27 protein-coding genes and 2 tRNA genes are annotated in these 25,867 nt (G+C 70.8%); 16 read left to right on the top strand and 13 right to left on the bottom strand.

The features are described 5' to 3' along the window. Window positions 1–160 precede the first annotated feature (160 nt). The 7 genes from gyrA to OG792_RS33505 all read left to right on the top strand — a co-directional run bounded on the left by gyrA (window position 161) and on the right by OG792_RS33505 (window position 5,194). A complete protein-coding gene (gyrA, locus tag OG792_RS33535) occupies window positions 161–2,683 on the top strand; it encodes a DNA gyrase subunit A (RefSeq protein WP_329105768.1) in 2,523 nt (840 codons plus the stop codon). A 3-nt stretch (window positions 2,684–2,686) separates the two neighbouring features. Continuing rightward, window positions 2,687–3,676, top strand: coding sequence for a DUF3566 domain-containing protein (locus OG792_RS33530; protein WP_329105766.1), 990 nt, complete (start codon window positions 2,687–2,689; stop codon window positions 3,674–3,676). 174 nt (window positions 3,677–3,850) lie between these two features. Continuing rightward, window positions 3,851–3,924: transfer RNA gene (locus OG792_RS33525), tRNA-Ile, on the top strand. 42 nt (window positions 3,925–3,966) lie between these two features. Further along, window positions 3,967–4,095 (top strand): DLW-39 family protein, encoded by a 129-nt coding sequence (locus tag OG792_RS33520; RefSeq protein ID WP_329105764.1) that lies wholly within the window; start codon window positions 3,967–3,969, stop codon window positions 4,093–4,095. 47 nt (window positions 4,096–4,142) lie between these two features. Further along, a tRNA-Ala gene (locus tag OG792_RS33515) sits at window positions 4,143–4,215 on the top strand. A 33-nt stretch (window positions 4,216–4,248) separates the two neighbouring features. Then, window positions 4,249–4,530 (top strand): hypothetical protein, encoded by a 282-nt coding sequence (locus tag OG792_RS33510; RefSeq protein WP_329105762.1) that lies wholly within the window; start codon window positions 4,249–4,251, stop codon window positions 4,528–4,530. Between the two features lie 70 nt (window positions 4,531–4,600). Next, window positions 4,601–5,194: a cadmium resistance transporter gene (locus tag OG792_RS33505; RefSeq protein WP_329105760.1), complete on the top strand. Its 594-nt coding sequence runs from the start codon at window positions 4,601–4,603 to the stop codon at window positions 5,192–5,194. Window positions 5,195–5,264: 70 nt separating this feature from the next. Here OG792_RS33505 and OG792_RS33500 read toward each other — a convergent pair whose 3' ends face one another. From OG792_RS33500 to OG792_RS33490, 3 genes are all read right to left on the bottom strand, one after another. Continuing rightward, window positions 5,265–5,588 (bottom strand): transcriptional regulator, encoded by a 324-nt coding sequence (locus OG792_RS33500; RefSeq protein WP_329105758.1) that lies wholly within the window; start codon window positions 5,586–5,588, stop codon window positions 5,265–5,267. Further along, entirely contained in the window at window positions 5,585–6,040 is a 456-nt protein-coding gene (locus tag OG792_RS33495; protein WP_329105756.1) for a hypothetical protein, read from the bottom strand. Before OG792_RS33495 ends, OG792_RS33500 begins: the two co-directional genes overlap by 4 nt. 97 nt (window positions 6,041–6,137) lie before the next feature. Next, window positions 6,138–7,151: an LCP family protein gene (locus OG792_RS33490; protein ID WP_329105754.1), complete on the bottom strand. Its 1,014-nt coding sequence runs from the start codon at window positions 7,149–7,151 to the stop codon at window positions 6,138–6,140. Window positions 7,152–7,465: 314 nt separating this feature from the next. Here OG792_RS33490 and OG792_RS33485 point away from each other — a divergent pair, with 314 nt between their 5' ends. The 3 genes from OG792_RS33485 to OG792_RS33475 all read left to right on the top strand — a co-directional run bounded on the left by OG792_RS33485 (window position 7,466) and on the right by OG792_RS33475 (window position 10,959). Further along, a complete protein-coding gene (locus OG792_RS33485) occupies window positions 7,466–8,554 on the top strand; it encodes an S-(hydroxymethyl)mycothiol dehydrogenase (protein WP_329105752.1) in 1,089 nt (362 codons plus the stop codon). Then, window positions 8,554–9,183, top strand: a complete 630-nt coding sequence (locus OG792_RS33480) for an MBL fold metallo-hydrolase (RefSeq protein WP_329105750.1) — start codon at window positions 8,554–8,556, stop codon at window positions 9,181–9,183. Before OG792_RS33485 ends, OG792_RS33480 begins: the two co-directional genes overlap by 1 nt. Before the next feature lie 120 nt (window positions 9,184–9,303). Continuing rightward, window positions 9,304–10,959: a carboxylesterase/lipase family protein gene (locus OG792_RS33475; RefSeq protein ID WP_329105748.1), complete on the top strand. Its 1,656-nt coding sequence runs from the start codon at window positions 9,304–9,306 to the stop codon at window positions 10,957–10,959. A 17-nt stretch (window positions 10,960–10,976) separates the two neighbouring features. Here OG792_RS33475 and OG792_RS33470 read toward each other — a convergent pair whose 3' ends face one another. Next, the gene (locus OG792_RS33470) at window positions 10,977–15,530 is read right to left on the bottom strand and encodes a cation-translocating P-type ATPase (RefSeq protein ID WP_329105746.1); all 4,554 of its coding nucleotides are present in this window, start codon (window positions 15,528–15,530) and stop codon (window positions 10,977–10,979) included. A gap of 172 nt (window positions 15,531–15,702) precedes the next feature. Between OG792_RS33470 and OG792_RS33465 the strand changes: the two genes are divergently transcribed. After that, on the top strand, window positions 15,703–15,957 hold the full coding sequence (locus OG792_RS33465) for a hypothetical protein (RefSeq protein WP_329105745.1): 255 nt from the start codon (window positions 15,703–15,705) through the stop codon (window positions 15,955–15,957). Window positions 15,958–16,067: 110 nt separating this feature from the next. Continuing rightward, window positions 16,068–17,522 carry an MFS transporter gene (locus OG792_RS33460; RefSeq protein ID WP_329105743.1) on the top strand — a complete coding sequence of 485 codons (1,455 nt, stop codon included), beginning with the start codon at window positions 16,068–16,070 and terminating at the stop codon, window positions 17,520–17,522. 19 nt (window positions 17,523–17,541) lie between these two features. On the opposite strand, the gene OG792_RS33455 is transcribed toward OG792_RS33460, so the two are convergent. Together OG792_RS33455 and OG792_RS33450 are read right to left on the bottom strand one after the other, a co-directional pair. Continuing rightward, a complete protein-coding gene (locus OG792_RS33455; RefSeq protein WP_329105740.1) occupies window positions 17,542–18,111 on the bottom strand; it encodes a TetR/AcrR family transcriptional regulator in 570 nt (189 codons plus the stop codon). After that, window positions 18,104–18,910: an alpha/beta fold hydrolase gene (locus OG792_RS33450; RefSeq protein WP_329105738.1), complete on the bottom strand. Its 807-nt coding sequence runs from the start codon at window positions 18,908–18,910 to the stop codon at window positions 18,104–18,106. Before OG792_RS33450 ends, OG792_RS33455 begins: the two co-directional genes overlap by 8 nt. A 103-nt stretch (window positions 18,911–19,013) precedes the next feature. Between OG792_RS33450 and OG792_RS33445 the strand changes: the two genes are divergently transcribed. The 3 genes from OG792_RS33445 to OG792_RS33435 all read left to right on the top strand — a co-directional run bounded on the left by OG792_RS33445 (window position 19,014) and on the right by OG792_RS33435 (window position 20,660). Beyond that, a complete protein-coding gene (locus OG792_RS33445) occupies window positions 19,014–19,796 on the top strand; it encodes an SDR family oxidoreductase (RefSeq protein ID WP_329105736.1) in 783 nt (260 codons plus the stop codon). A gap of 37 nt (window positions 19,797–19,833) precedes the next feature. After that, window positions 19,834–20,031, top strand: a complete 198-nt coding sequence (locus OG792_RS33440) for a hypothetical protein (protein ID WP_329105734.1) — start codon at window positions 19,834–19,836, stop codon at window positions 20,029–20,031. Window positions 20,032–20,108: 77 nt separating this feature from the next. Then, window positions 20,109–20,660, top strand: coding sequence for a YbaK/EbsC family protein (locus OG792_RS33435; RefSeq protein WP_329111595.1), 552 nt, complete (start codon window positions 20,109–20,111; stop codon window positions 20,658–20,660). Window positions 20,661–20,871: 211 nt separating this feature from the next. On the opposite strand, the gene OG792_RS33430 is transcribed toward OG792_RS33435, so the two are convergent. From OG792_RS33430 to OG792_RS33405, 6 genes are all read right to left on the bottom strand, one after another. Next, the gene (locus OG792_RS33430) at window positions 20,872–21,135 is read right to left on the bottom strand and encodes a hypothetical protein (protein ID WP_329105731.1); all 264 of its coding nucleotides are present in this window, start codon (window positions 21,133–21,135) and stop codon (window positions 20,872–20,874) included. Further along, window positions 21,132–21,359 carry a hypothetical protein gene (locus OG792_RS33425; RefSeq protein ID WP_329105729.1) on the bottom strand — a complete coding sequence of 76 codons (228 nt, stop codon included), beginning with the start codon at window positions 21,357–21,359 and terminating at the stop codon, window positions 21,132–21,134. The genes OG792_RS33430 and OG792_RS33425 overlap by 4 nt, the downstream gene beginning before the upstream one ends. Before the next feature lie 77 nt (window positions 21,360–21,436). Then, window positions 21,437–21,598, bottom strand: a complete 162-nt coding sequence (locus tag OG792_RS33420) for a hypothetical protein (protein WP_329105726.1) — start codon at window positions 21,596–21,598, stop codon at window positions 21,437–21,439. 133 nt (window positions 21,599–21,731) lie between these two features. Beyond that, complete coding sequence (locus tag OG792_RS33415) at window positions 21,732–22,364, bottom strand: DsbA family oxidoreductase (RefSeq protein ID WP_329105724.1); 633 nt, start codon at window positions 22,362–22,364, stop codon at window positions 21,732–21,734. Window positions 22,365–22,385: 21 nt separating this feature from the next. Continuing rightward, a complete protein-coding gene (locus OG792_RS33410; RefSeq protein WP_329111593.1) occupies window positions 22,386–22,814 on the bottom strand; it encodes a SufE family protein in 429 nt (142 codons plus the stop codon). Window positions 22,815–22,830: 16 nt separating this feature from the next. Beyond that, entirely contained in the window at window positions 22,831–23,256 is a 426-nt protein-coding gene (locus tag OG792_RS33405; protein WP_329105722.1) for a CBS domain-containing protein, read from the bottom strand. A gap of 145 nt (window positions 23,257–23,401) precedes the next feature. On the opposite strand from OG792_RS33405, the gene OG792_RS33400 reads away from it, so the two are divergent. After that, entirely contained in the window at window positions 23,402–24,013 is a 612-nt protein-coding gene (locus OG792_RS33400; RefSeq protein WP_329105720.1) for a dTDP-4-dehydrorhamnose 3,5-epimerase family protein, read from the top strand. Window positions 24,014–24,067: 54 nt separating this feature from the next. Here the strand turns inward: OG792_RS33400 and OG792_RS33395 are convergent, their stop codons facing one another. Then, the gene (locus tag OG792_RS33395) at window positions 24,068–25,825 is read right to left on the bottom strand and encodes a proline--tRNA ligase (RefSeq protein WP_329105717.1); all 1,758 of its coding nucleotides are present in this window, start codon (window positions 25,823–25,825) and stop codon (window positions 24,068–24,070) included. Window positions 25,826–25,867 lie beyond the last annotated feature (42 nt).

The following is a 25,867-nucleotide window of genomic DNA, read 5'->3' as shown; positions in this document are numbered from 1 at the left end:
CTTCCGGGTTGTGTCCTGGTTTCCGGGTGACCGACGGTGGACATCAGGATGACCGGTGGGTGTATGGAGACTTGAATCCACAGGGTTATCCACAGCTTCGACGGTTTCCACAGCCGTTATCCACAGGTAAAGCGGCTAATTAGTCTGATAAGGGTTGACAGTGACGGATACTCCCGAGTCCTTCGATAGCGAGCCGGACGTCCCGGCTGCCGCCGGCGGGGCGGTGGTCCAGCACGACCGCATCGAGCCGGTGGGGCTCGAAGTGGAGATGCAGCGGTCCTACCTCGACTACGCGATGAGCGTGATCGTCGGTCGTGCCCTGCCGGACGTACGGGACGGACTCAAGCCCGTACACCGCAAGATCCTCTACGCGATGTTCGACTCCGGCTACCGCCCCGACCGCGGGTACGTGAAGTGCTCCCGGGTCGTCGGCGACGTGATGGGTCAGTTCCACCCGCACGGCGACTCCTCCATCTACGACGCGCTGGTCCGGATGGCCCAGCCCTGGTCGCTGCGCTACCCGCTGGTCGACGGCAACGGCAACTTCGGCTCGCCGGGCAACGACCCCGCCGCCGCCATGCGGTACACCGAGTGCAAGCTCGACCCGCTGGCGATGGAGATGCTCCGGGACATCGACGAGGACACCGTCGACCTCCAGGACAACTACGACGGCCGGGCCAAGGAACCGACGATCCTGCCGTCCCGGATCCCGAACCTGCTGCTCAACGGCTCCGAGGGCATCGCGGTCGGAATGGCCACCAAGATCCCGCCGCACAACCTGCGGGAAATCGGCGCCGCCGTGCAGTGGTGCCTGGAGAACCCGGACGTCGACGAGGCGACCACGCTCGACGCGCTGATCGAGATCGTCAAGGGGCCGGACTTCCCCACCTACGGGCTGATCGTCGGGCACCAGCCGATCCAGGACGCGTACCGGACCGGGCGGGGCTCGATCCGGATGCGCGCCGTGGTCGACGTGGAGGAGGACAAGAAGGGGCGGGCCTGTCTGGTCGTCACCGAGCTGCCCTACCAGGTCAACCCGGACAACCTGGCCGAGCGGATCGCCGAGCTGGTCAAGGAGGGCAAGCTCGCCGGCATCGCCGACATCCGGGACGAGTCCTCCGGGCGTACCGGCATGCGGATCGTGCTGGTGCTCAAGCGCGACGCGGTCGCCAAGGTGGTGCTGAACAACCTCTACAAGCACACCCAGCTCCAGGAGACCTTCGGCGCCAACATGCTGGCGCTGGTCGACGGCGTGCCGCGCACGCTCAACCTGGCCCAGTTCATCCGCTACTACGTGGAGCACCAGATCGAGGTGATCCGCCGGCGGACCGCGTACCGGCTGCGCAAGGCCGAGGAGCGGGCGCACATCCTGCGCGGTCTGGTGAAGGCACTGGACGCGCTCGACGACGTGATCGCCCTGATCCGGCGCTCGCCCACGGTCGAGGAGGCCCGGCAGGGTCTGGTCGCGCTGTTGACGATCGACGAGATCCAGGCGACCGCGATCCTCGACATGCAGCTCCGCCGGCTCGCCGCGCTGGAGCGTCAGAAGATCATCGACGAGTTGGCGAAGATCGAGATCGAGATCGCCGACTACAAGGACATCCTGGCCAAGCCGGAGCGGCAGCGGAAGATCGTTTCCGAGGAGCTCGGCGAGATCGTGGCGAAGTGGGGCGACGAGCGGCGGACCAAGATCCTGCCGTTCGACGGCGAGGTCTCGATGGAGGACCTGATCGCCCGCGAGGACGTGGTGGTCACCATCACCCGTACCGGCTACGCCAAGCGCACCAAGGTCGACCTGTACCGGTCGCAGCGCCGTGGCGGCAAGGGTGTCAGTGGCGCGACCCTGCGCCAGGACGACATCGTCAGCCACTTCTTCGTGTGCTCGACGCACAACTGGATGCTCTTCTTCACCAACAAGGGTCGGGTCTACCGGGCCAAGGCGTACGAGCTGCCGGAGGCGAGCCGTACGGCAAAGGGTCAGCACGTGGCCAACCTGCTCGCCTTCCAGCCGGACGAGCAGATCGCCCAGGTCATCCAGATCCCGGACTACCAGGTCGCGCCCTACCTGGTGCTGGCGACGCAGAAGGGCCTGGTCAAGAAGACCAAGCTGGAGGAGTTCGACTCCAACCGATCCGGCGGCATCATCGCGATCAACCTGCGCGACGAGGACGAGCTGGTCGGCGCGGCACTTGCCGGACCCGAGGACGATCTCCTGCTGGTGTCCAAAAAGGCACAGGCGATCCGGTTCAACGCCACCGACGAGGCACTGCGGCCGATGGGCCGAGCCACCTCGGGCGTGATCGGGATGCGCTTCACCGACGACGACGTCCTGTTGGCCATGGAAGTGGTCGTCGACGGGATGGACGTCCTGGTGGCAACGAACGGCGGGTACGCAAAACGTACGCCGATCGAGGAATATCCGGTCCAGGGCCGGGGAGGAAAGGGTGTGCTGACCGCGAAGATCACCGAGCGACGTGGTGGACTGGTCGGCGCAGTGGTGATCAGTCCGGACGACGAGTTGTTCGCGATCACCAGTAACGGCGGCGTCATCCGGACTCCGGTGAAGCCTGTACGCCGTACACGCGATCGGAACACAATGGGGGTCAAGCTCATGGACCTCCCGGATGGTGTGACGATCGTGGCCATTGCTCGCAATGCCGACGAGCCTGACGAACAGGACTAGTTGATGACGGAGACACAGGCGAAGTCGGGGAGCGCGGGGACCTCGGCCAACCCGGTCGATGAGGAGGCCGCCGCAGGCGGCGCACCAGCGACCGGCCGCGCGGCCGTCGGCCGGGCGGTAGTCCCCGCCGACGCACCGTCGCCGAAGTTCACCCGGGCCCCCGGCATGCCACCCCCGCCGGACCAGCCCGGCGGGGAGTCGGGCAGCCGTCCGGCCGAGCCATCCGGCGGCGAGGGCGGCTCGCCCTCGCCGCACGCTTCCGGACCGACAGCGGACGCGACGGCGTCAGCCGGTGGCCCGCCGCCGGCCGAGCGGCCGAGCGCCCAGAACCGGCCGGGCGCGCAGAGCAGGCCGTCGATGCCGGACCGCCCCGGCGGTCCGACCCCGGGACAGACCGCTGCGGGGCAGACCATGCCGGGCATGTCAGTGCTGGGTCAGCCGGCGCCGGGCACGCCCACGGGCGGGCCGAGCGGTCCCGACGACGGACGGGCGACCGGATCGGCCCGGCCCAATCCGGGCGGCGGCCCGAGCCGTACGTTCGGCGGCGCCGCCGCGGTCGGAGCGGCCCGAGTCAGCGAGGCCGTACGGTCGGCGCGCAGTGCGGTCGGCTCCGCCGCCTCGCGGGGGCCGCGACGGGCCCGGCTGAATCTCAAGCGGATCGACCCGTGGTCGGTCATGAAGTTCTCGTTCGCGGTGTCGCTGGTGCTCTTCGTCGTCGTGATCGTGGCAACCTCGGTGCTCTACCTGGCGCTGGACGCGATGGGCGTGTTCGAGAGCGTCAACAGCAGCCTGACCGACCTGATCAACGCCGGTGGTGGGCAGAGCGACAACGCCCTGAAGATCACCGCCAAGGGCGTGATCCTCAGCTCGGCGCTGATCGGACTGGTGAACGTGGTGCTCTTCACCGCGCTCGCCACGCTCGGTGCCTTCGTCTACAACGTCTGCGCCGACCTGGTCGGCGGGATCGAGTTGACCCTCGCCGAGCGCGACTGACAACGTGCCGACGCCGGGGCGCCGCAGCTATTGCGGTGGCCCCGGCGTTTCGTTTTCGGTAGCGTCTGCGACGACCGCAGGGCTACCGGCAACAATCGTTGTCGCAGGTCAGTCTGGGGGTCAGCCCCCGAGTTGGGACATGGCCCGTAGGTACGGTAACCTTGCTCGTCGCACGGGGCTATAGCTCAGTCGGTTAGAGCGCAGAGCTGATAACTCTGAGGTCGCTGGTTCGATTCCAGCTAGCCCCACTTTTAAGACCGTCCGACAGCAGTCGACCGTGAGGGACTGTCATGTTCAAGAAGCTTCTGATCGTTGCCGGTGTTGTCGGTGTGGCAGCCCTGATCGTCAAGAGGGTCAAGGAATCCAACGACGAGCGGGCCCTGTGGCACGAGGCCACCACCGCACCCGATCTGCGCTAGTCGTTCGATCGGGATTGCCCTGACCCGGTGGCCGACCGGCCACCCCAGGGGCCATAGCTCAACTGGCAGAGCACTGCCTTTGCAAGGCAGGGGTTAGGGGTTCGAGTCCCCTTGGCTCCACTCTTCATCCCTCCCGTGCCGGAGAGGAGCGAGATGTCCGACGAGCCGGAGCCGGGCCTCGCACCCGAGCACATGCGGATCAGGTACCGAGGTGATCCGATCATGCTCACCGTCGACGGGCAGGACTTCCGCGTCGGTGAACGTGCCGGGGAGCCGGGCGCGTACGACTTCGACTGGCTCAACGGGCCGCACGACTACGGCTTCGGAATCTCAAGATCCGCCAGCCCGCCGATGAGCCTGCCCGAAATGGAAGAGGCCATCCGGAACTTCATCGGGCAGGTCGACCCCGCCACCGGGTACCTGGCAGAGGACTGACCGGTCGGGCCTGCCGGCGAGAGGCTGGCGTTTACGGCCGGCTCGTACGCTGTCGGCCGTGGGAGATCTCGTGAACACGTTACTGACGGCGGCTGGCGTGTTCGCGGGCACGAATGTCGATGATCTCGTCGTGCTGACGGTGCTGTTTCTCTCCGCGCGGGCCAACCGGGCACCGAGGGTGTGGCAGGTCTGGGTAGGACAGTACGCGGGCATCGCCGTACTGGTGGCTGTCTCCGCGGTCGCGGCGCTGGGGTTGACGATCGTGCCGGACGAGTGGGTGGGCCTGCTCGGGCTGCTGCCCTTCGCCCTGGGCGTGCGTGGCCTGATCGCCGCGATCCGGGCTCGCGGCGAGGACGAGGCGCCGGAAGCGACGGTGGCCACCGGCCTGGTGGCGGTGGCCGGGATCACCATCGCCAACGGCGCCGACAACATCTCCGTCTACACCCCGCTGTTCCGCACGGTCGGATTGACGGACGCCCTGGTCACCGTGGCGGTGTTCGCCGTCCTGACCGCGGTGTGGTGTCTGGCCGGCGCCGGGCTCGGGTCGCACCGGAGGGTGATCGCGGTCGTGCGGCGGTACGGCCACTGGATCGTGCCGGGGGTCTTCATGGTCCTGGGTGCGGTTATCGTGGTCGAGTCCGGGGTGATCGGCCACCTGTGGTGAAGTCCCGCCGGAGGTGACCGGGGTGGCCGTTGCGGACCTCCACCGGTCGACGACCTCGACCCGGCGATCATCAGGCGTCGACCGGCTCGGCCGGGGTGCCGACGATCGCCTGTAGTGCGGCCACGTGCTCGCGGTAGGCAGCTCGCCCCTCCGGGGTGAACCGCAGCCAGACGCGGGGCCGGGTCTCCCGTACCGCCTTGCGTTGCGTGACATAGCCGGACTCGGTCAGCACCGTCACGTGCTTGCTCAGCACGGAGGCGCTGACCTTCAGCCGTTCCTGCACCGTGCCGAACTCGATTTCGGCGACGCTGTCGAGCAGCGCGCAGATCAGCAGCCGGTTCGGCGCGTGGATGACCAGGTTGAAGCCGCCCGGTTCGGTTGTCTGTGCCGTCATGCGTCGGCCCGCAACCGGCGACGGTGCCACCAGCCCAGGCTCAGCACCGCGCCGGCGTTGACGGCGGCGGCGACGATCCAGGCCCAGTGGTGGCCGGAGTCGTCCAGCCAGACGGCGGCCAGCATCACGAGCACCAGCGGCGTCGCGGACAGGACGATCCCCCGTACGGTGACCGTGCCGGTGAGTGGCACGACCCCGGCCCGGTCGAGGAAGGCCCGCGCCATCGCCGCCATGGCGGCCACCAGCGTGAGGGTGACCAGGATGGTGGCGGGCGTGGGAAGCAGCTGGCTCAGGGTGATCGCACCCAGCAGTGCCGCGAGGGTCGAGAAGTACCAGCTCGGTGCCATCCGGCGGCCCAGTGCGGACTGGGTCTCCCGCACCCGCCGCAGCGCCGCCGCGGCTTCCGCCGCGCTGGGGTACGGGTTCGGATCGGTTTGTGCGTCACTTGCCATGATGGAAAGCATGACCGAAGCTTTCCGTCATGGCAAGTGGAGACTTTCGGTGACGGAAACTCGTGTGGCGAGCCTCGGGGCGGTCACCGCGCCCCGATCAGGTGCCCGGCGGCCGGGGATTCTCGGCCAGCCACTGCGGCACCCGGTCCGCGCCGACGGCGTCGAAGAGGGCCTGCGCCCCGACCGGGTCGAGTTCGACCGCCACCCCGGCCGGCGTCTCCAGGTCCGCATTCGCGTACGGCACGGTCAGGTACCGCACGTTCGCCGGATCGATCTTCCGTACGCCGAGCGCGAGCTTGCGCAGGTCGAGATCCCGGTCCACCACCAGACTCTCGGCCGCCGTGGTCAACAGCCGGTCCAGCAGCAGCGGGTTGCTCAGCAGGCTTTCCGTACCGACCTTCTCCATCAGCGCGCTGAGCACCAGTTGCTGGTGGTGAATCCGGCCGAAGTCGCCACCAGGGACGTCGTGCCGCTGGCGGACGAAGTCGTCGGCGGCCGTACCGTCGAGCTGGTGGCAGCCGGCCGGCCAGGTCCGCCCGGTGTCGGTCGAGACAACCTGGTACGGCACGCAGATCGAGACCCCGCCGACGGCGTCCACCAGTTTTCGTACGGCGGCGAAGTTCACCACCACCGCGCCGTGCAGCGGTAGTCCGGTCAGCTCGGTGATAGTCGCCGCGGCCAGCGGCGCGCCGCCGAACGCGAAGGCCGCGTTCAGCTTGTTCATCCCGCCGCTCCAGTGTTCGCCGTACGCCGGGATGTTGACGTAGCTGTCCCTCGGTACCGAGATCACCGTGGCCTGGTCGCGTTCCGCGTTGAGGTGCACGATCATCACCGCGTCGGAACGCTGGCCGGGATATTCCTCCTGGTCGGGCTCGCCGAGGCGCGAATCCGAACCGAGCAGCAGCAGGTTGAGCGCCCCGGAGTCCCAGTTCGCCCGGGTGCCCGTCCGCGCGGCGTCGCCGAGCAGATCCTCCCGCTGTACGCGGTCCTCGTAGCGGTGCAGCAGCCCGTACCCCACAACTCCCACTCCTGCGCAGAGGGTCGCGAGCAGGGCGGTCAGGACGATCGAAGCCTTCTGCCAGCCGGTCAGTCGACGCCAGCGTGAAGTCACAGACGTCCTGCGTTGATCCGGTTCCACCGAGTGTGTGGCCACTGACCCATTCCCCCCGCGAGAAAGTCCAGTTCGGGGACTGTTGTCCCTCGCCGAGGATGATAGGGAGCCGATCATCGGGTATGGGCTGTTTTGCGGGTTATATCCCACGATGGTGCTGTCTCAACGGTCAGCGAGCGCGCCGGGACCGCCCCTGCCAGTCGCCGCAACTCTGGCCCTCGATCCGGCCACATGGTGTGATACGTCGAGATCACGGCGGTGTGACACGTCGAGGTCACGTCCGGGATCGAGCGTGGCGGAAGCGAGGGCGACCAGTGGGTCAGCAAGTACGCGGGGTCATCTCCAGGGCCAAGGGCGCACCGGTGGAGGTCGCCACGATCGTGGTGCCCGACCCCGGACCGGGTGAGGCCGTGGTGCGGGTGCAGAGCTGCGGGGTGTGCCACACCGACCTGCACTACCGCGAGGGCGGTATCAACGACGACTACCCGTTCCTGCTCGGCCACGAGGCGGCCGGGATCGTGGAACAGGTCGGCGCGGGCGTCACCGACGTGGCGCCGGGCGACTTCGTCGTACTGAACTGGCGTGCGGTCTGCGGCGACTGCCGGGCCTGCGCCAAGGGCAAGCCCTGGTACTGCTTCAACACCCACAACGCCAAGCAGAGAATGACCCTCACCGACGGCACCGAACTGTCGCCCGCCCTGGGCATCGGCGCGTTCGTGGAGAAGACCCTGGTTCACGCCGGACAGTGCACGAAGGTCAACCCGGCGGCCCGCCCGGCCGCCGTCGGCCTGCTCGGCTGCGGCGTGATGGCCGGCCTCGGCGCGGCGATGAACACCGGCGGAGTGACCCGCGGCGACTCCGTCGCGGTGATCGGCTGCGGTGGGGTCGGCGACGGCGCGGTGGCCGGCGCGGTACTGGCCGGCGCCACCACGATCATCGCGGTCGACACCGACCCCCGGAAGCTGGAGTGGGCGAAGGGGTTCGGCGCCACCCACACCGTCAACGCCCGCGAAACCGACCCGGTCGAGGCGATCAAGGCCCTGACCGGCGGCTTCGGCGCGGACGTGGTGGTCGACGCGGTCGGCCGCCCGGAAACCTGGCAGCAGGCGTTCTACGCCCGCGACCTGGCCGGCACGGTGGTCCTGGTCGGGGTGCCGACACCGGAGATGAAGGTCCCCGAGCTGCCGCTGCTGGACGTGTTCGGCCGTGGCGGCGCGCTGAAGTCGAGCTGGTACGGCGACTGCCTGCCCAGCCGCGATTTCCCGCTGCTCACCGAGCTGTACCTCCAGGGCCGGCTGGACCTGGACAGCTTCGTCACCGAGGAGATCACCCTCGACCGGGTGGAGGAGGCGTTCGCCCGGATGCACCACGGCGACGTACTCCGCTCGGTGGTGGTCTTCTGATGGCGGCCCGGATCGACCACGCGGTCACCTCTGGCACCTTCTCCCTCGACGGCCAGACCTTCGACGTGGACAACAACGTCTGGGTGATCGGCGACGAGCACGAGTGCGTGGTGATCGACGCGCCGCACGACGTGGCGGCGATCAGACGTACGGTCGGCAATCGACGGGTACGGGCGATCCTGGCCAGCCACGCCCACGACGACCACGTACGGGTGGCGCCGGAGTTGGCCGAGGCGACCGGTGCGCCGGTGCTGCTGCACCCCGCCGACCGGGTGCTCTGGGACCTGGTGCACCCGGACGTCGTACCCGACGGGGAGCTGGCCGACGGGCAGACGATCGAGGTGGCCGGGGTGGTGATCACCGTGCTGCACACGCCGGGGCACAGTCCGGGCGCCTGCTGCTTCCACGTACCCCGGCTCGGTGCGGTGTTCACCGGTGACACCCTCTTCGCCGGTGGTCCGGGGGCAACCGGGCGGTCGTTCAGCGACTTCGGCACCATCGTCGCCTCGATCCGGGACCGGCTGTCGGGGCTGCCGCCGGAGACCGTGGTGCACACCGGTCACGGCGACCGTACGACGATCGGCGCCGAGGCGCCGCACCTGGAGGAGTGGCTGGCCCGAGGCCACTGACGCTGCCGTCGTCCATCCAGTGTGGATGGTTCCGGCCCCGAGATCAGTGGTGTTGGCACCACCTCGGTTCGGGTCGTGGCACCCCTGTGTCCGGCACCCGGATCGGGTTGTCTCGAAGCCATGAGCAGAGAAGCCACGAGCAGAATCAGTGTGCTGCGGCGAGCCGCCGTCGGCCTGGTCGTCGTCGCGACCGTACTCACCGTCGGCGGCACGGCGTCGGCGCAACCGTCGTACGCCCGGCCGGATCCGGCGGTGGTCCGTACCGACAGCGGTCCGGTTCGCGGCATCGTCGCCCGGGACCACCGGTCCTTCCTGGGGATCCCGTACGCGGCGCCGCCGCAGGGCGACCTGCGCTGGACGTCGCCGCGTCCGCCCGCGAGCTGGACGGCGGTACGCGACGCGACGGTGCCCGGCGCCGCCTGCGCCCAGCCGGCCGGGATCCCGATGGGGCGGCCGAGCACCGGCGAGGACTGCCTCTTCGTCAACGTGACCGTGCCGCTGCGGCCGGCCGTCAAGCCGCTACCGGTGATGGTCTGGCTGCACGGCGGCAGCCTGAAGTACGGTGCCGGCGACATCTACGGTGCCCGTTCCCTGGCGGTACGCGGTGATGTGATCGTCGTGTCGATCAACTACCGGCTGGGCATGCTGGGATTCCTGGCCCATCCGGCCCTCGACGCCGGTAGGGCCGCCTCGGGCAACTTCGGCCTGGAGGACCAGCAGGCGGCGTTGCGTTGGGTACGTCGCAACGCGACCGCCTTCGGGGGCGACCCGGGCAATGTCACGCTGTTCGGCGAGTCGGCCGGCAGCTTCAGCATCTGCGCCCACCTTGCCGCCCCGGCCTCCGCCGGGCTCATGCACCGGGCGATCATGCAGAGCGGTCCCTGCACCGCGGGCTGGTCGCCGTCGACGCCGTCGTCGGCCCGGCCACGGCAGACCGCCGAGCGGGAGGGGCTCGCGGTGGCCCAGGACCTCGGCTGCTCCGATCCGGACACCGCCGCGGTCTGCCTGCGCGGTACGTCCGTGACCGAGTTGCTGGACAAGAGCGACCCGATCGAGTTCGGTCCGGTGCTCGGTGGTCCGGTGCTCCCCGTCGACCCGGCCCGCGCCCTGGCGACCGGACACTTCAACCGGGTGCCGGTGATCCAGGGCGGCAACCGTGACGAGGAGCGGCTGCGGGTGTGGGGCATGGAGGTGTCCGGCGAGAACTGCGCACCCGGCGTGCCGTCGATTCCCGGTCGGCCGAACGAGTGCCCGCTCACGGTGGACCAGTACCACGATCAGTTGGACGAGCTGTTCGCCGCCGACGCGGCGACGGTACGAGCGCGCTACCCGAGCGGGTCGTACGGTTCGCCCAGCCTCGCGCTGGGTGCCGTGTTGACCGACTCGATCTGGTCCCGGCCGGCCCTCGACACGGCGAAGGCCCTGGCCCGGCACACCCCCACGTACGCCTACGAGTTCGCCGACGATCGCGCCCCCTTCTTCGTCGGTTCGAAGGAGCCCAGTTTCCTGCTGGGTGCTTTCCACACCTCGCAGCTGCCGTACCTGTTCGGGGTCGACTACGCGGAGCCGCTCACCGACTCGCAAGCCCGGTTGGCGGAGCAGATGATCGGCTACTGGACGCGGTTCGCGTACAGCGGTGACCCGAACGGCGGGGGCGCGCCGTACTGGTCCGAGTTCTCCGACCGGCGGGTGCAGTCCCTGGCCCCCGGTGCCATCCGGCCCGTCGACTTCGCTCGGGCGCACCGGTACGACTTCTGGCGGTCTCTCGACGGCTGAACGCCCGCCTGTGGTGCCTACGTCCCTCGGCGGTCGTCACCGGGGGATGTAGGCACCGTCCCGCGGTCGTCACCGGGGGACCTGGCACCGTCCGTCGTCGCACCGCTGCCGTCCGGTTCGGCAATGGCCGGCGCTTCGGCACCGCCGGCCCCGGCGTTCTCGGCGGGTGACTCGTGGTCCTCGGCCGCCCGGGTGAAGATCCGGCTCAGGGTGGTGCTGGCGAAGGTGGCGCCGAGCGCGCTGCCGGCGGCGATGCCCCAGCCGAGCGGGCCGAGCGGGGTGCAGCCGAAGAACTGGCTCACACCGGGAGTCTGGATCACGCCGGCCAGCACCGCCAACGAACCCGCCGTCGAGACGAGTACGGCCGGGCTCGCGCCGCCGTCGACCACGGTCTGGCCGAGTTGGGTGCCGACCAGCGAGGCGAGCGCGATCGTGCCCGCGCGCCGCTGCCGCCCGGTGTACCGGGCCACGGTCCAGCCGGCGGTGGCGCCGAGGGTGGTGGTCGCGGCCCGCAACGCGATCTCCCGGTTCAGGCTTCCGCCGAGCGAGCTGTCCGGTCCTTCGAGCAGCAGGCCGTCGGTGGCGTCCGGGTTGGGTGCCCGGATCGCGATCGCCATCGCCGGGGCCAGGTCGGTGAGCAGGTTGACCAGCAGCAGTTGGCGACCGTTGAGGGCGGAGCGGCCGGTGGCGGCGGCGGTCAGCACGCTGAACGCGATCTCGCCGAGGTTGCCGCCGACCAGGATGCTCAGCGCGTGGCGTACCGACGACCACATGGCCCGGCCCTCGACCAGGGTCGCGATGATCGTTTCGAGCCGGTCGTCGGTGACCACCAGGTCGGCGGCGGCCCGCGCGGCGGGGGTGCCGCGTTGCCCGAGCGCGATGCCGACGTCGGCGAGTCGGATCGCGGGGGCGTCGTTGGCTCCGTCCCCGGTCATCGCGACCACCCGTCCGGCCTGCTGCAACGCCTGGATGATCCGTACCTTGTGGGCCGGGGTGCACCGGGCCACGACGTCCGTACGGGCCAGCCGCTCGGCGAGGGCCGCGTCGTCCAGCCGGTCGAGTTCGGTGCCGGTGGCGACCCGCTGCTCGGCGTCGTCAGTGCTGATGATCGAGGCGATCGCGGCGGCGGTACCCGGATGGTCGCCGGTGATCATGATGGTGTGCACGCCGGCCTGCCGGATCCGGGCGACCGCCGGTGCGGCGCTGGCCCGTACCCCGTCGGCCAGGGTCAGACAGCCGACGAAGGTCAGGTCCGCGACGTCGGTGTCGGTGACCGAGTCGTGGTCGAGCACCCGTTCGGCGACCGCCAGCACCCGCTGTCCGGCGCCCGCGTGCTGGTTCATCATCTGCTGGAGCGCCTCCCGGCCGGCGTCGTCCAGCGACACCTCACCGTCGCGGGTCCGCTTCCGCCCGCACCGGGGCAGGATCGTCTCCGGTGCGCCCTTGACGCTGAGCAGGTACGTCTCGTGCCGGCTGCCGACGGTGGCGTGGTAACCCCGGGACGGCTCGAACGGCAGCGCGGACGCGAAGCGCCAACTGCGGCAGCCGGTGGTCGGCTCGACCTCGGCCCCCTGCGCGCCAACCAGCACCGCCCGGTCGGTCTGCCCGCTGAGCTGATCGGCGTGATCCGCCTCCGGGGTGGCTCGCAGGGCCGCGGCAAGGACCCGGCTCAGCGTACGGTCGAGCGCGTCGACCTCGGCGTACCCCTCGCTGTCGCCGACCCCGGCGAGCCGCAGGTGGCCCTCGGTCAGGGTGCCGGTCTTGTCGAAGCAGAGCACGTCGACCCGGCCGAGCGCCTCGATCGTGCGCGGGTTGCGGACCAGCGCACCGTGCTCGGCCAGCCGCCGGGCGGCGGCCAGTTGGGCCGCGCTGACCAGGAACGGCAGCCCCTCCGGCACCGACGCCACGGCGAGGTTCGCGGCGGTCGCCGCCGTCTCGGCCAGCGGTACGCCGCGGAACAGTCCCGCCCCGGCGACCGCCATCGCGGCACCCGTGGCGACCGGGATGGTGGCCTTGGTGAGCTTGCTCAACCGCGCCTCGACACCGCTGCTCGGCGGCGCCTGACGGGCCAGCGCCATGCCACGCCCGACCTCGGTGTCGGAGCCGGTGGCGACCACCACCGCCACGCCCCGGCCGGCGGCGACCGTGGTGCCCTCGTACAGCATCGAGTGTCGGTCGGCGACTGCGGCGGCGACCACCGACGGGCTGTTCTTCGCCACCGGCAGCGACTCGCCGGTCAGCGACGATTCGTCCGCCTCCAACCCGGCGGCCTCCAGCACCCGGCAGTCGGCCGGGATCGCGTCGCCCGGCCCTACCAGGACGATGTCGCCGGGGACCAGGTCGGTCGCGGCGAGCACCCGTTCCTCGCCGTCGCGCCGGACCAGGGCGGTGACCGCCGACCGGGACAGCAGCTCGGCCAGCGACTTCTCGGTGTTGATCTGGTGGATGGCGCCGATCAGCGCGGAGAGCCCGACCACGCTGCCGACCAGCGCGGCGTCGACGACCGAGCCGACCGCCGCCGAGAGGCTGGCCCCGGCGGCCAGGACCGGGGTGAGCGGGTTGGCGAGTTCGTCGACGAAGGCCCGACCGAGGTTCACACCGGGCTGGTCGGCGGCGCCGGTGTCGTGGCCGCGCCGCTGCGCCTCGACCGTGCTCAGCCCGTCCACGCTGGTGTCCAGGCGGGTCAGCACGGTCGGCACCGGCATCAGGTGCCACGGTGTGGCGACCCCGGTCGGCGGGACGGTGCTGTGCGCGGGGAGCCGCTTGGCCCGCCAGACGCCGTTGGCCAGTGCCATCGCACCGGTCACGTTGACCGCGTTCATCGTCCGGCGGGGCAGCAGGTTCACCGGTGCGGTGAAGGCGGTGAGGGCGCCCAGGCCGCTGCCGGCCGCCGCCAGGGCAATGTTCTGCCGGGTCAGCTTCTTGGCCACGCCGACCGCCTCGACGATCAGAGCGGGGATCTCCAGGTCCGCTCCGACCAGCAGGTGCGCGCCCCAGGGCGGCGGCTCCCCCGGGTGCCAGATGCCCAGTCCGCAGTCGGCGGCGCCGAGTGCCCGCCGGTCGCCGGAGACGAGCATGACCATCGCCCCTTCGGCCTGCAACCTGCGGATCGACGCGGTCAGTTCGGAGCCGCCCGGCAGCACTGCGTCGGCGAAGTCGTACGCGTTGGCGTCGGTGCTCGCCACGACCAGCCGTACGCCGACCCGGCGGGTGGCCGACGGCAGCGCGTCCACCCCGGGCGCCGGCTCCGGCTCGTACTTGACCACGGCGGTCAGCTCGTCGCCCCGGGCCAGCCCGAGCACGCTGCCACCCGAGTCGAACAGTCGGCTCGCCTCCGGGTGCCCGGTCGGCGCGGACAGGCCCAGTTCGGCGAACGGGCCGAGTCGCCAGCCGTCGGCCTGGCGCAGTTCGGCCGGGCAGGCCGGGTCGAACAGGACGAATGCCTGGCCGGCGACCTCCTCCTGGTCGCCGGAGAGCGGCACCAGGTCGGTCAGTGTGCCCCGGTTCGAGTGCAGCACCGACTCGTCCAGCACCAGGGTGTCGACCCGGTCCAGTTCGCGCAGCACCGAGCGGTCCATGGCGATCACGCCCCGGGCGGCGAGCGCGCGGCCGAGTTGGGCGGCATACCCCTCACGGCCGTCGAACGGGGCCATGGACAGGCTGGACATGGCCAGGGCGGCGGCCCGCTTGGGGCCGGCGAACGGCAGTGCGGTCGCCCCGGCGAGGGCTCCGGCGGAGAGCGTACGGACGACGTACCGTTCCAGCGGGCCGTCCGGCTTCGGGCGGGGGCGGCCGTCGAGCAACGGGCCCGCCGAGGCCAGCTCGGGGGTGCCGGCGAGTTTTGGTTCGACCTCCTGCCAGGCGGTGAGCTGGGCGCGTGCCTCCTGCCACTGGAGCACCCGCTGGGCGCCGTCGAGCAGGATGCCCGCCCAGCCGCCGGTCAGACCGAGGGCCACCGCCTCGGCCAGCGGCAGGAACGAGTCCGCCCGGTGGTCGCCGCGCAGTCCCCGGCCGACCAGCGCGTGCAGCCTGGGCTGCATGTCGATCGCCTTCAGCAGGCCGGCGACCTCACCCGGCAGCGGGGTGAAGGGCAGGATCCGGGTGGCCACGGTCAGTCCCAGGCCGAAGGCGTCCGCGGCCAGGGTGGAAACGGCGCGCCGGGTCCGCGGGCCTTCCTCCGGCGGGTGCGGTGGCCGGTCGTCGGGGTGGTGCTCACAGCCATCGGTACGTTCCACCGCGGCGATCGCCGCGATCAGGTCCCGCAGCCGGGGGGTCGGTTCGCCGACCGCCACCACCACCCGGCCGGTGGGTGCGTTCACCCTCGCCCAGCGCACTCCGGGGATCCGTTCGAGGGTTTCCTCGACCCGGTGGGCCAGCGGTTCGCTGCCGGGCTGGGTCACGCCGCGTACCTCGATGTGGTGCCGGCCGGGTCGGGACCGTACGCCGCGCTGGGTCAGCCCGGCGGCGCGCGCGCCCTGTTCGGCCAGGGCACCGGCCCGGTTGACCAGTTCGTGGGCGCCTCGGGAGACCCCACCGAGCAGGTTCGAGATGGTTGGCGCGGTGTACGCCATTTCGCCCCCGATCCACGATCGGCCCTGCCTTCCCAGGTGTGGATGGGTTATGCCTGCCGGGGTGGCGGCGTTTCCGGGGTGACGGCGTTTCCGGGGTTTCCGGCTCGGTCCGGTGCATGGACGGCGTCCCGCGTGGAATGCCAACCGGCACACGTCGACCCCGGGAGGAACGATGGACGCCAGTGTTCTGCACGATCCGCGCAGGGTGGTCGAGTCCTACGCCGGACGCCTGCGGATCCCCGGCCTCGGTGAGATCGCGGTGCCGCCGCCGGACAAGCTCGCCTACTACGCCGGTCTCGGCCTGCTCGCCGCCCTACAGGTCATCGAGTGGCCGCTGGCGTTGGTGATCACCGCCGGTCATGTCATCGCCGACCAGCATTTTTCCGGGTTGGCACGGGGGCTGGGTGAGGCGTTGCAGCAGGCGTAGCCGCCCTCCGGGTTGACCTCAACCTCGGTTCATGCCCGATGCTGGTGCCCGGGACCGGTCGACCGCCGGCCGTACGGGAAGGGGCACCGAGCCATGATCGAGTTGTCCCGGTGACCGCCGCGCTGGTGGTACCGACCCCGCCGGTGGGCGGGCTGTTCGACCGGCGGTTCCGGGCGCTGACCGTCGGCATGGTGGCGCTGATCTCGCTGCTCGCGTTCGAGGCGCTCGCGGTCGCCACCGCCATGCCGACGATCGCGGACGCCCTGGACGGGTTGCGCCTGTACGCACTCGCCTTCGGCGGGCCGGCCGCCGCCGGTGTGGTGACCATGGTTCTCGCCGGCATGTGGAGCGACGCCCGGGGCCCGGCCGCCCCGGTGTGGCACGGTGTCGGCTGGTTCGTCGTCGGCCTGGTGGTCGCCGGCACCGCCCCGAACATGGTGCAGTTCGTCATCGGGCGGGTGCTTCAGGGACTCGGCTCGGGACTGCTGATCGTGGCGCTGTACGTGGTGGTGGCGCGGGCGTACCCGGAGGTGTTGCACCGGCGGGTCTTCGCCGCGTTCGCCGCGGCCTGGGTCGTGCCGTCGCTGGTCGGTCCGGCGATCGCCGGACTGATAGTGCAGTACGCCGGCTGGCGCTGGGTGTTCCTCGCGGTACCGGCCCTGGCCGCCCCCGCGGTACTGCTGATCCGTCCCGCCCTGCGCCGACTCGGCAACCGCTCTGCCGAAGAGGGAGCGGGCCGGGATCGACCTGAAGAGGGAGAGGGCCGGGACCGGCCTGCGGAAGAGGGCCGGGACCGACCGGTGCGCGGGCTGGCGCCCGGTTCGGTGGCCCGGATCGGCTGGGCGGGCGGGGCCGCCGTGAGTGCCGGGCTGTTGCACGTCGGGGGGCAGCAGCGCGGCACCACGGCGGTCGTCCTGGTCGCGCTGGCCCTCGGTGGCCTGGCGGTGTGCGTACCCCGGTTGTTGCCGGCCGGGGTGCTGCGGGCCGCGCGCGGGCTGCCGACGGTGATCGCGTTGCGGGGGTTGGCCGCGGCGGCGTTCCTCGGGGCGGAGGTGTTCATCCCGCTGCTGCTCACCCGGGAGCGGGAACTCGCCCCGGCGCTGGCCGGTGCCGCGCTCGCGGCCGGTGCCGTCTCCTGGTCGGTCGGCTCCTGGGTGCAGGGCCGGGTCCGGCAGCCGAAATCCCCGGCCACGCTGCCCCGGTTCGGGCTGCTGCTGATGGCCGCCGGTGTCGCTGCCGCCGCGCCGCTGATGCTGGCGACGGCGGTGCCGGTGGTGCTGGGCATCCTCGCCTGGGCGGTGGCGGGCCTCGGCATCGGGATGGCCTACCCGTCGATCTCGGTGCTGACCCTGGAGCTGTCCGCGCCGGGGGAACAGGGGCGCAGCAGTTCGGCGCTCCAGCTCAGCGATTCGCTGTCGGGTGCGACCGTACTGGCGTTCACCGGGGCGTTGCTGGCCGCGACGGCGGCGCCGGGGCCGGGCACCTACCTGGCCGGGTTCGGGGTGGCCACCGGCCTGGCCCTGCTCGGTGGCCTGATCGCCGGCCGGGTCAGTCTCCGTACCTAGACCGGCCCGGTCGGGGTGCTCAGTCCTCGGGCCAGCTGCGCAGTGCCCGGTCGAGGGCCTCGACCAGCAGGTCGTACGACCGGTCGAGGTTCTGTGGCAGCCCGAAACCGTGGGCGGCCTCCAGGGTGACGAACCCGTGCAGGGCGCTGCGCATCGCCCGGGTCGCGTCGATCGCCCTGTCCCCTTCGAGGCCGTACGCGGCGAGCACCGCGTAGACCACGCGCACGCTCCGCTCGGCGGCGACGACGTGTGCCGGGTCGCCGGGGTCCGGTGCCCGGAGCGTGGCCGCGTAACTGCCCGGGTGGGTACGGGCGTAGTCCCGGTACGCCGAGGCCATCGCCCGTACGGCGGCGGTGCCGGACAGGCCGACCGTGGCCGTGGTGACCCGCTCGGTCAGCTCGCCCAGCGCCCGGATGGCGAGCTGCTGCGCCAGCCCGTCCAGACCCCGTACGTGTTTGTAGAGGCTGGGCAGGGTGACTCCGAGCTGCTGTGCGACGGCGGCCAGGGTGAGCCGGTCCAGTCCCTGCTCGTCGGCGACCCTGGCTGCTTCGGCGACCACGATCGCCGGGGTGAGGCCGGCTCTAGGCATTCGCGTGGACCCGGTCGACGAAGGCGACCAGCGCCGGGTTGACCAGTTCGGGGTACTCGGTCATCGGGTAGTGCCCGCTGTCGGGCACCAGCAGCAGTTCGGCGGACAACCGCTCGGTCATGTACCGGGCCTCGGCCACCGGGTCGGGGAAGTCGGGGTCCTTCTCACCCATCACCACCAGGGTGGGTGCCCGGACCGCGTCCAGCCGTCCCTCGACCACGGCGTGCGACAGCCTGGTGGTCTTGACGAACGAGCGCCAGTGGTCGCCCCGGCGCATGCTCGTCGCGATCTCGGCGAGGTGTTCGGTCTGGTCGGCCGGCGGCCGTCCGGGGTAGAGCGTCTTGAGGTACGCCCGCCAGGCGGCCGGCCCCCAGGGCTTGACCAGCAGCAGCCGCATCAGGGAAACCAGGACCGGGTTCAGTTTCGGGTCCCGGACCAGGGCGTCGATCAGTGCCAGTCCGGTGACCCTGGAGGGTTCGGCCGCCGCGGCGAGGACGGCGGCGCTGCCACCCATCGAGTTGCCGACCAGGAAGGCGGGGCCGCCGAGGTGGTCGATCAGGGCCAGGGCGTCGCCGGCCAGCGCCTCGTCGTCGTGGTCGCGGAAGCCGTCGTCGCTGTCGCCGTGGCCGCGCAGGTCCGGTACGGCGACCCGGTAGCCCGCGTCGAGCAGGGCGGGCACGGTGAACCGGTATACCGAGCGCAGCTCGCCCATACCGGGTAGGCAGATGACCAGGGGACCTTCCCCCTGCACCGTGTACGCGATCCGGCCTTCGCCGCGATCAAGGAAGTTAATCGTCATAACCGCAAAGTTAATGGCATTAGCCAAATTCGTCAACCGTGACCGACGCCACCGTCACACTTCGAGCGATCACCCCGTCCCACCATCGGGAAAGGAGCACACGATGAGGGTTCTGGTCACCGGTGCCAGCGGCACGCTCGGCCGGGAGGTCGTACCGCGGTTGCACGACGCCGGACACGACGTACGAGGAATGAGCCGACGGCCGCGACCGGCGGCGGACGGGGTCGAATGGGTGGTCGGCGACCTGGCCGCCGGTACCGGCGTGGACCTGGCCGTGCTCGGCGTGGACGCGGTCGTCCACCTGGCCTCCGCCACCGGGCCGTACAGCGGGCGGGTCGACGTGGCCGGCACCCGCCGGCTGGTCACCGACGCCGCCGAGGCCGGGGTACGTCACCTGCTGTACGTCTCCATCGTCGGCATCGACAAGGTGCCGATGCGGTACTACCGGCTCAAACTCGCCGCGGAGCAGATTGTGGCGGCGGGCGCGGTGCCCTGGAGCATCCTGCGGGCCACCCAGTTCCCGCAGTTGCTGGACCAGATACTCGGCGGTGCCAGCCGGCTCGGGCCGGTGCTCGGCGACCGGGCCCTGCTGGCCCAGCCGGTCGACCCGCGCGACGTGGCCGGCCGGATCGCGGGCCGGCTGGACGCCGGCCCGAGCCGGGCCATCGAGGAGTACGGCGGACCGCAGGTGCTCCGGTACGACGAGGCGGCCGCCGCCTGGCTGACCGCGCGGGGCCGACGCCGGCCGATCCTGCCGATCCGGTTTCCGGGCGCGTTCGGCCGGACGGTGCGTGCGGGTGCGCTGACCACCGCCGCCACCCCGACCGGCACCCGTACCTGGGCCGACTACCTCGCCGACACGTACGGGGGATCAGCCGAGAAATGAGGGCTTCTCGGACAATCCGTCGCCCTAACGTGAAGCCATGCTTGAACTCGCTGCCGCAGTGCTGCTGTACGTCGGTGGATTCCCCTGCCTCTACGGCGTGATGCGCCTCGCCGTACGCCACGGCTTGCAGGACGTGGCCCAGTCCCGGCAGGAGAGCGCCGAGCAGGCCGATGAGCGGGCCCGGCTGGAGGAACGCACCTTCGCCCGCGAGAACGCCTTCCTCAGCGGAAGCTGACCATTGGTCCGTGCCCCTTGTTGCCAGGTGGGCCTGGGTGGGCGGTCGGGCGTCGGCGGTGCGAGGATCAAGCCGTGATGGGGACCCTGCGCACCGAACCGGCCCGGACCCGCCTCGACCTGCTCGCCCCACCGGTGGCTACGGCCGTCCGGGGCTGGCCGGTCGAGTCCTCGGTGCCGGTGGACGACATCCTGGTGGCGCCGATCGACGCCACGCTCGCCGACACCGCCGCCTTCTGTGCGGCGTACGAGGTCGGGTTGGACGTGTCGGCCAACTGTGTGGTGGTGGCCGGCAAGCGTGAGGGAGTCACCCGCTACGCGGCCTGCATCATCCTCGCCACCACCAGGGCGGACGTGAACGGCGTGGTGCGCCGCCAGCTCGACGTACGCAAGGCGAGCTTCGCCCCGATGGACGAGGCGGTCAGCCTCACCGGGATGGAGTACGGCGGCATCACGCCGATCGGGTTGCCCGCCGAGTGGCCGATCCTGGTCGACGAGCGGGTGGTCGACACCAAGTACGTGATCATCGGTTCCGGCGTACGGCACAGCAAGATCGCGCTGCCCGGCCGGGCCCTGGCCGCCCTGCCCAACGCGCGCGTGGTGACCGACCTGGCCCGACCGGCCGCCTGAGCTGGCCATTCTGCGCAAACCACCCAATCTTCCGTCGCCGGAGCGGGTTACTCGTTTTGTTCGTACACCTTCTTTGATGTGAGCACACCAAAGAAGGCGTACGAGTTCGACGCGTTATACGTCCTGTCCGCGTCGACGGGTTCGTGCTGACGCCATGTCCGGTCGGCGGCGAGCCGGAGCGTGGCCTGGTCCACCGGTTCGTCGTGCCGACTCACTCCGATGCCGCCGCTCGTGCGAGCGGTTCCCAGTAGACGTACGCATGGCTACAGGGTGAGGTGCAGTCGGACGTCGGCCACTCACACTCCAACAGGTGCCCAGTGACCCAGACCCCCGGAGCATCCTCGGGAGCGCGGTCGGTGTGGACCCGGGACACCCAGATGACCAGGTGAGTCTCGGCGGGTAGCCCCGTACCGTCCGACCATTCGCCCGCTGCCAGCCGCAACACCGTCCCGACGGCGACGTTCGGGCGGCTCATGACCTGTCCTTGATCTCTGCTGCCTTGCGCTCCACCCGCAACATCTCAGGGTCGGTCAGGTACGTCTGGGCGCCGTTGAGCCGGGAGCACACGCCCGGGGTGATGCGGTAGTCGCACAGCATTCCGTCCGCGTGGCGCTCGGCAACAACGCGGGCACCGGCGAGCAGGGCGGGCCAGAGCGCCGGACTGAGGTTCGTGCTCGTGGAACGGGGGCCGTCGCTCATATCGCCCGCCAACGGGATCCCCGGTTGGCGCGCATCCGGGCCCGCTTCTGCTCGATGCTGTTCTGCTCAATGTGGCCTTACCCGACGTCGTTCTGCTCGTCGCTGATCTGCTCTCGTCGCTCGTCCGGCGACGGCTCGGCAGGGTAGGCGCCAGACCTGCTGCCGTACGCCGTCGCGGGACCGGTCCTTTCGTTCGGTTCAGGCTCGTACGGGTTCGCGAACCACTTCCATCTGCCCATCGGACACCTCCCTGAGCGGGGAGGGCGCCGGACCCGACACGGGGAATCGGGTCCGGCGCCCTGCCCTGGCGCCCCCACTCGGCGCTTCGATGTATATCAATACTGTTTCACGTGCAACATCCGAATGTGCCGGTCAGGCGGCTGCCTCGCGCTGGGCCACCTCGTTCAGTGCCGCGAGCAGGGTCTCCGCCTCCTGGGCGCCGGTGACCGCGTACTTGCCGGCCAGTACGTAGGTTGGCACGCTGCTGATGCCCAACTCGCGGGCCTCGGCCAGCTCGGCCCGTACCTCGTCGGTGCCGGCGGTGGAGTCGAGGAACTCCCGTACCTCGGTCTCGTCCAGCCCGACCCCGGCGGCCACGCCGGCGAGCGCGGCCGGTGAACCGACGTCGACCCCGTCGACGAAGTGGGCCCGGTAGAGCGCGTCGACCATCCTGCTGTCCAGCCCGCGCTGCCCGGCGAACCAGACCAGCCGGTGTGCGTCGAAGGTGTTCGCGGCCAACGCGTGGTCGTAGTGCAGGGTCAGCCCGGCGCCGGCGGCGACGTCCACCACGCGGGCGATCATCTGTTCCGCCCGCTGGGTGCCACCGAACTTGGCGCCCAGCGCCTCCAGTATCGGCAGCGGCTCGGGCACCGGCGACGGGTCGAGCTGGAACGGCCGCAGCCGGACCGTCACCTCGCCGTCGTACGCCCTGAGCGCCTCTTCGAGTCGGGTCTTACCGATGTAGCACCAGGGGCAGACGACGTCCGCATAGAGATCGATTTCCACGCACAGGTGCAACGCGCCGGGTCAGCCGATCTGTTCCCGTACCTGCCGCTTGAGTCGGGCCAGGATCGCGGTGCCGCCGCGTACGCGCAACGGGCTGATCGCCTGAGCCAGGCCCATCCGCTGGTAGAGGTCGTCCGGTACGGCGAGCACCTCCTCGGCGCTCGCCCCGGCCAGCCCCTCGGCGAGGATGCCGGCGAACGCGCGGGTGGTCGGCGCCTCCGGCGGGCAGTCGAACCAGGTGTCGACCGTACGTTCCGGGGTCACCTCGGCGCGCAGGAAGAACGAGGTCTGGCACTCCGGGACCTGTTCCATGCCGGCGTGCCCGGCCAGCTCGGCCGGCAGTGGCGGGACCGCGTCGGAGTATTCGAGCAGCATCTCCAGCACCAGGTCACGCGGGGCGGAGGCGAACTCCTCGACGATCTCGGCGAGCTTCGGTGGCATGCGACCCAGGCTACCCAGCCCCTCGTCAACTGCTCGAACTCGCCTCGCTGATCTCGCTCAGCGCGGACGACGGGTCGAGCTGCTGGGCCAGGTCGCCCAGCGAGATGATCCCGACGAGCTGACGGTCCGAGTCACAGACCAGCACCCGGCGTACGGCCCGTTCCCGCATCATCCGGGCCGCCTCGGCCCCGGTCGAACTCTGCTCGATCATCACGATCTCCCGGGTGGCGATCGAGCCGAGCGTCGTCTTCGCCGGGTCCCTGTGCTCGGCCACCGCCCGGACCACGATGTCCCGGTCGGTCACCATGCCGAACAGGCTCTGCCCGTCGGTCACCACGATGTCGCCGATGTCCGCGTCCGCCATCGCTCTGGCCGCCTCGTCCAGGGTGGTCTGCGCCGACAGGTATACAACCTGTCGGGTCATCAGGTCGGCGACCCGATAGTTGGTCATGAAAGCCTCCGTGAAATGTGTACGTCGATGTCATTCCGGTACCCCGTGGCCGGAACGTCACACCCGGTTGGGATCCCCACCTCACCTGGATGTTCGGCCTCGCCCGGTATCGTGTGCTGTTGCTGATTGCGTGAAAGGTGAAAAGGTGAAAGCCACCGAGTTGTCGATCTCCGGTGCCTGGGAGTTCGTGCCCCAACAATTCCCCGACAGCCGTGGCAACTTCCTCGTCTGGTACGACGCCGTCGCGTTCGCCGACGTGTTGGGTTTCCAGTTGTCCGCCGTACAGATGAACCACAGTGTCTCCAGCCGCGGCGTGGTCCGGGGCATCCACTGGGCCGACGTACCGCCCGGTCAGGGCAAGTACGTCTACTGCCCGCAGGGCGCCCTGCTGGACATTGTGGTCGACCTGCGGGTCGGCTCGCCGACGTTCGGCCAGCACGAGGTGGTCCGGCTGGACACGATCGACTACCGCGCCCTCTATCTCTCCGAGGGGCTGGGCCACGGTTTTGTCGCGCTTGAGGACGACACCGTGCTGAGCTACGTCTGCTCGACCGGCTACGCCCCCAAGCGGGAGCGGATCGTGAACGTGCTGGACGAGGAACTCGCCCTGCCGATCCCGACCGACATCACCCCGAAGTTCTCCGAGCGGGACGCCAACGGCCCGAGCCTGGCCGAGGTGCGCGAGGCGGGGCTGCTCCCGGCGTACGACGAGTGCCTGCGCTACTACGACTCGCTGCGCGCCGGCCACCGGAACTGACGGCCGCGCCGCCCGTCAGTGGCGCTGACCGGTGACCGGTCAGCGCCGGGGCGGCTACTCGGCCAGCCGGCGCAGCCCGGTGAGCTGGGCGACGATCTCGGCGACCGGCAGTTCGGTCCGCTCACCGCTGGCCCGGTCGCGCAGTTCGGCGTACCCGTCGGCGAGCCGGCGGCCGACCACTACCGTGCGCGGAATGCCGATCAGCTCGGCATCGGCGAACTTGACCCCGGCCGACACCTGCGACCGGTCGTCGACCAGCACCCGCAGGCCGGCGTCGGCCAACTCCCGGCCGAGGCCCAACGCCGCCTCGACCTGCGGCCCCCGGCCCGCCGCCACCACGTGTACGTCGACCGGCGCGACCGCCGCCGGCCAGGCCAGTCCCTGCTCGTCGTGGTGCTGTTCGGCGATGGCCGCTACCGCGCGGGAGACCCCGATGCCGTACGAGCCCATGATCGGCCGGACCGGTTTTCCGGCCGGACCGAGCACGTCGATCGCGAAGGCGTCGATGAACCGGCGACCGAGCTGGAAGATGTGCCCGATCTCGATCCCCCGGCGGATCGTCAGTTTCCCGGACCGGCAGGCCGGGCAGGGGTCACCGGCCCGGACCTCGGCCGCCTCGATCGTGCCGTCCGCGATGAAGTCCCGGCCGCTGACCACGTTGACCGCGTGCCGGCCGGGCTCGTTCGCGCCGGTCAGCCAGGCGGTGCCGGGCACCACCCGGGGGTCGACCAGGTACCGGATGCCGAGTTTCGCCAGCACCTGCGGCCCGATGTAGCCGCGGACCAGGTCGGGTCGGTCGGCGAACCCGTCGAAGAGGGTGGCGGTGTTCGGGTAGAGCGCCACCCCGACCCGCTTCAGGTCCACCTCCCGGTCGCCGGGTATCCCGATCACCAGCAGTTCCGGTTCGGCGACCCCGACCCGGCGTACCGACAGGACCACGTTCTTCAACGTGTCCGCGGCCGTCCAGTCGTCCCGACCACCGAGCCGACGGGCGTTCGCGAGCTGTACCAACGACTCGATCGTCGGCGTGTCCGGGGTGTCGTACGCCTGCGCCGGCGCGAACGCGTGCACGTCTCCCGAGGCCGGCGCGGGCGTCGTCACCGCCTCGGTGTTCGCCGCGTAGTGGCAGGCGGTGCAGCCGACGAAGGTGTCCTCACCAACCGGCGTGGCGGCCAGGAACTCCTCCGACGCGGACCCCCCCATCGAGCCCGACGAGGCGGCGACGATCGTGTAGTCCAGCCCGAGCCGGTCGAAGATCCGCTGGTACGCCATCCGGTGCTGGTCGTACGCGGCCTGCAACCCGGCCTGGTTCAGGTCGAACGAGTAGGCGTCCTTCATCAGGAACTCCCGCCCGCGCAGCAACCCGGCCCGGGGCCGCGCCTCGTCCCGGAACTTGGTCTGTACCTGGTAGAGGATCACCGGAAAGTCCCGGTACGAGCTGAACAGGTCCCGTACCAGCAGTGCGGCCATCTCCTCGTGCGTCGGCGCGAGCAGGTGCTCGGCGCCGCGCCGATCCTTGAGCGTGAAGATGTCGTCGCCGTACTCGGTCCACCGGCCGCTCGACTCGTACGGCTCACGGGGCAGCAGGGCCGGGAAGTGGATCTCCTGGCCGCCGATCGCGGCCATCTCGTCCCGGACCACCTGCGCCACCCGGTCCAGCACCAGCTTGCCCAGCGGCAGCCAGGTGTAGCCGCCGGACGCGGCCCGCCGGACGTAGCCGGCCCGCAGCAGCAGCCGGTGGCTCGGCACCTCCGCGTCCGCCGGATCCTCCCGCAGCGTACGAAGGAAGAGCGTGGACATCCGAAGCAGCATCCAGGCAGCCTGGCATGTCACAAACCCGACGTCCAAGCATTT

Origin of the sequence: Micromonospora sp. NBC_01699 (genome assembly GCF_036250065.1) — a bacterium.
Classification (GTDB): domain Bacteria; phylum Actinomycetota; class Actinomycetes; order Mycobacteriales; family Micromonosporaceae; genus Micromonospora_G.
Note: the sequence above shows the minus strand (reverse complement) of the source record. Positions and strands in the feature narration are given on the sequence as shown.

What these genes read in the sequence shown, in the direction of transcription:
- OG792_RS33530 (WP_329105766.1), top strand. Translation starts at nt 2,687, where the DNA reads ATGACGGAGACACAGGCGAAGTCGGGGAGCGCGGGGACCTCGGCCAAC.
- OG792_RS33520 (WP_329105764.1), top strand. Translation starts at nt 3,967, where the DNA reads ATGTTCAAGAAGCTTCTGATCGTTGCCGGTGTTGTCGGTGTGGCAGCC.
- OG792_RS33510 (WP_329105762.1), top strand. Translation starts at nt 4,249, where the DNA reads ATGTCCGACGAGCCGGAGCCGGGCCTCGCACCCGAGCACATGCGGATC.
- OG792_RS33500 (WP_329105758.1), bottom strand. Translation starts at nt 5,588, where the DNA reads ATGACGGCACAGACAACCGAACCGGGCGGCTTCAACCTGGTCATCCAC.
- OG792_RS33495 (WP_329105756.1), bottom strand. Translation starts at nt 6,040, where the DNA reads ATGGCAAGTGACGCACAAACCGATCCGAACCCGTACCCCAGCGCGGCG.
- OG792_RS33480 (WP_329105750.1), top strand. Translation starts at nt 8,554, where the DNA reads ATGGCGGCCCGGATCGACCACGCGGTCACCTCTGGCACCTTCTCCCTC.
- OG792_RS33475 (WP_329105748.1), top strand. Translation starts at nt 9,304, where the DNA reads ATGAGCAGAGAAGCCACGAGCAGAATCAGTGTGCTGCGGCGAGCCGCC.
- OG792_RS33470 (WP_329105746.1), bottom strand. Translation starts at nt 15,530, where the DNA reads ATGGCGTACACCGCGCCAACCATCTCGAACCTGCTCGGTGGGGTCTCC.
- OG792_RS33465 (WP_329105745.1), top strand. Translation starts at nt 15,703, where the DNA reads ATGGACGCCAGTGTTCTGCACGATCCGCGCAGGGTGGTCGAGTCCTAC.
- OG792_RS33455 (WP_329105740.1), bottom strand. Translation starts at nt 18,111, where the DNA reads ATGCCTAGAGCCGGCCTCACCCCGGCGATCGTGGTCGCCGAAGCAGCC.
- OG792_RS33450 (WP_329105738.1), bottom strand. Translation starts at nt 18,910, where the DNA reads ATGACGATTAACTTCCTTGATCGCGGCGAAGGCCGGATCGCGTACACG.
- OG792_RS33445 (WP_329105736.1), top strand. Translation starts at nt 19,014, where the DNA reads ATGAGGGTTCTGGTCACCGGTGCCAGCGGCACGCTCGGCCGGGAGGTC.
- OG792_RS33440 (WP_329105734.1), top strand. Translation starts at nt 19,834, where the DNA reads ATGCTTGAACTCGCTGCCGCAGTGCTGCTGTACGTCGGTGGATTCCCC.
- OG792_RS33435 (WP_329111595.1), top strand. Translation starts at nt 20,109, where the DNA reads ATGGGGACCCTGCGCACCGAACCGGCCCGGACCCGCCTCGACCTGCTC.
- OG792_RS33430 (WP_329105731.1), bottom strand. Translation starts at nt 21,135, where the DNA reads ATGAGCCGCCCGAACGTCGCCGTCGGGACGGTGTTGCGGCTGGCAGCG.
- OG792_RS33425 (WP_329105729.1), bottom strand. Translation starts at nt 21,359, where the DNA reads ATGAGCGACGGCCCCCGTTCCACGAGCACGAACCTCAGTCCGGCGCTC.
- OG792_RS33420 (WP_329105726.1), bottom strand. Translation starts at nt 21,598, where the DNA reads ATGGGCAGATGGAAGTGGTTCGCGAACCCGTACGAGCCTGAACCGAAC.
- OG792_RS33405 (WP_329105722.1), bottom strand. Translation starts at nt 23,256, where the DNA reads ATGACCAACTATCGGGTCGCCGACCTGATGACCCGACAGGTTGTATAC.
- OG792_RS33395 (WP_329105717.1), bottom strand. Translation starts at nt 25,825, where the DNA reads ATGCTGCTTCGGATGTCCACGCTCTTCCTTCGTACGCTGCGGGAGGAT.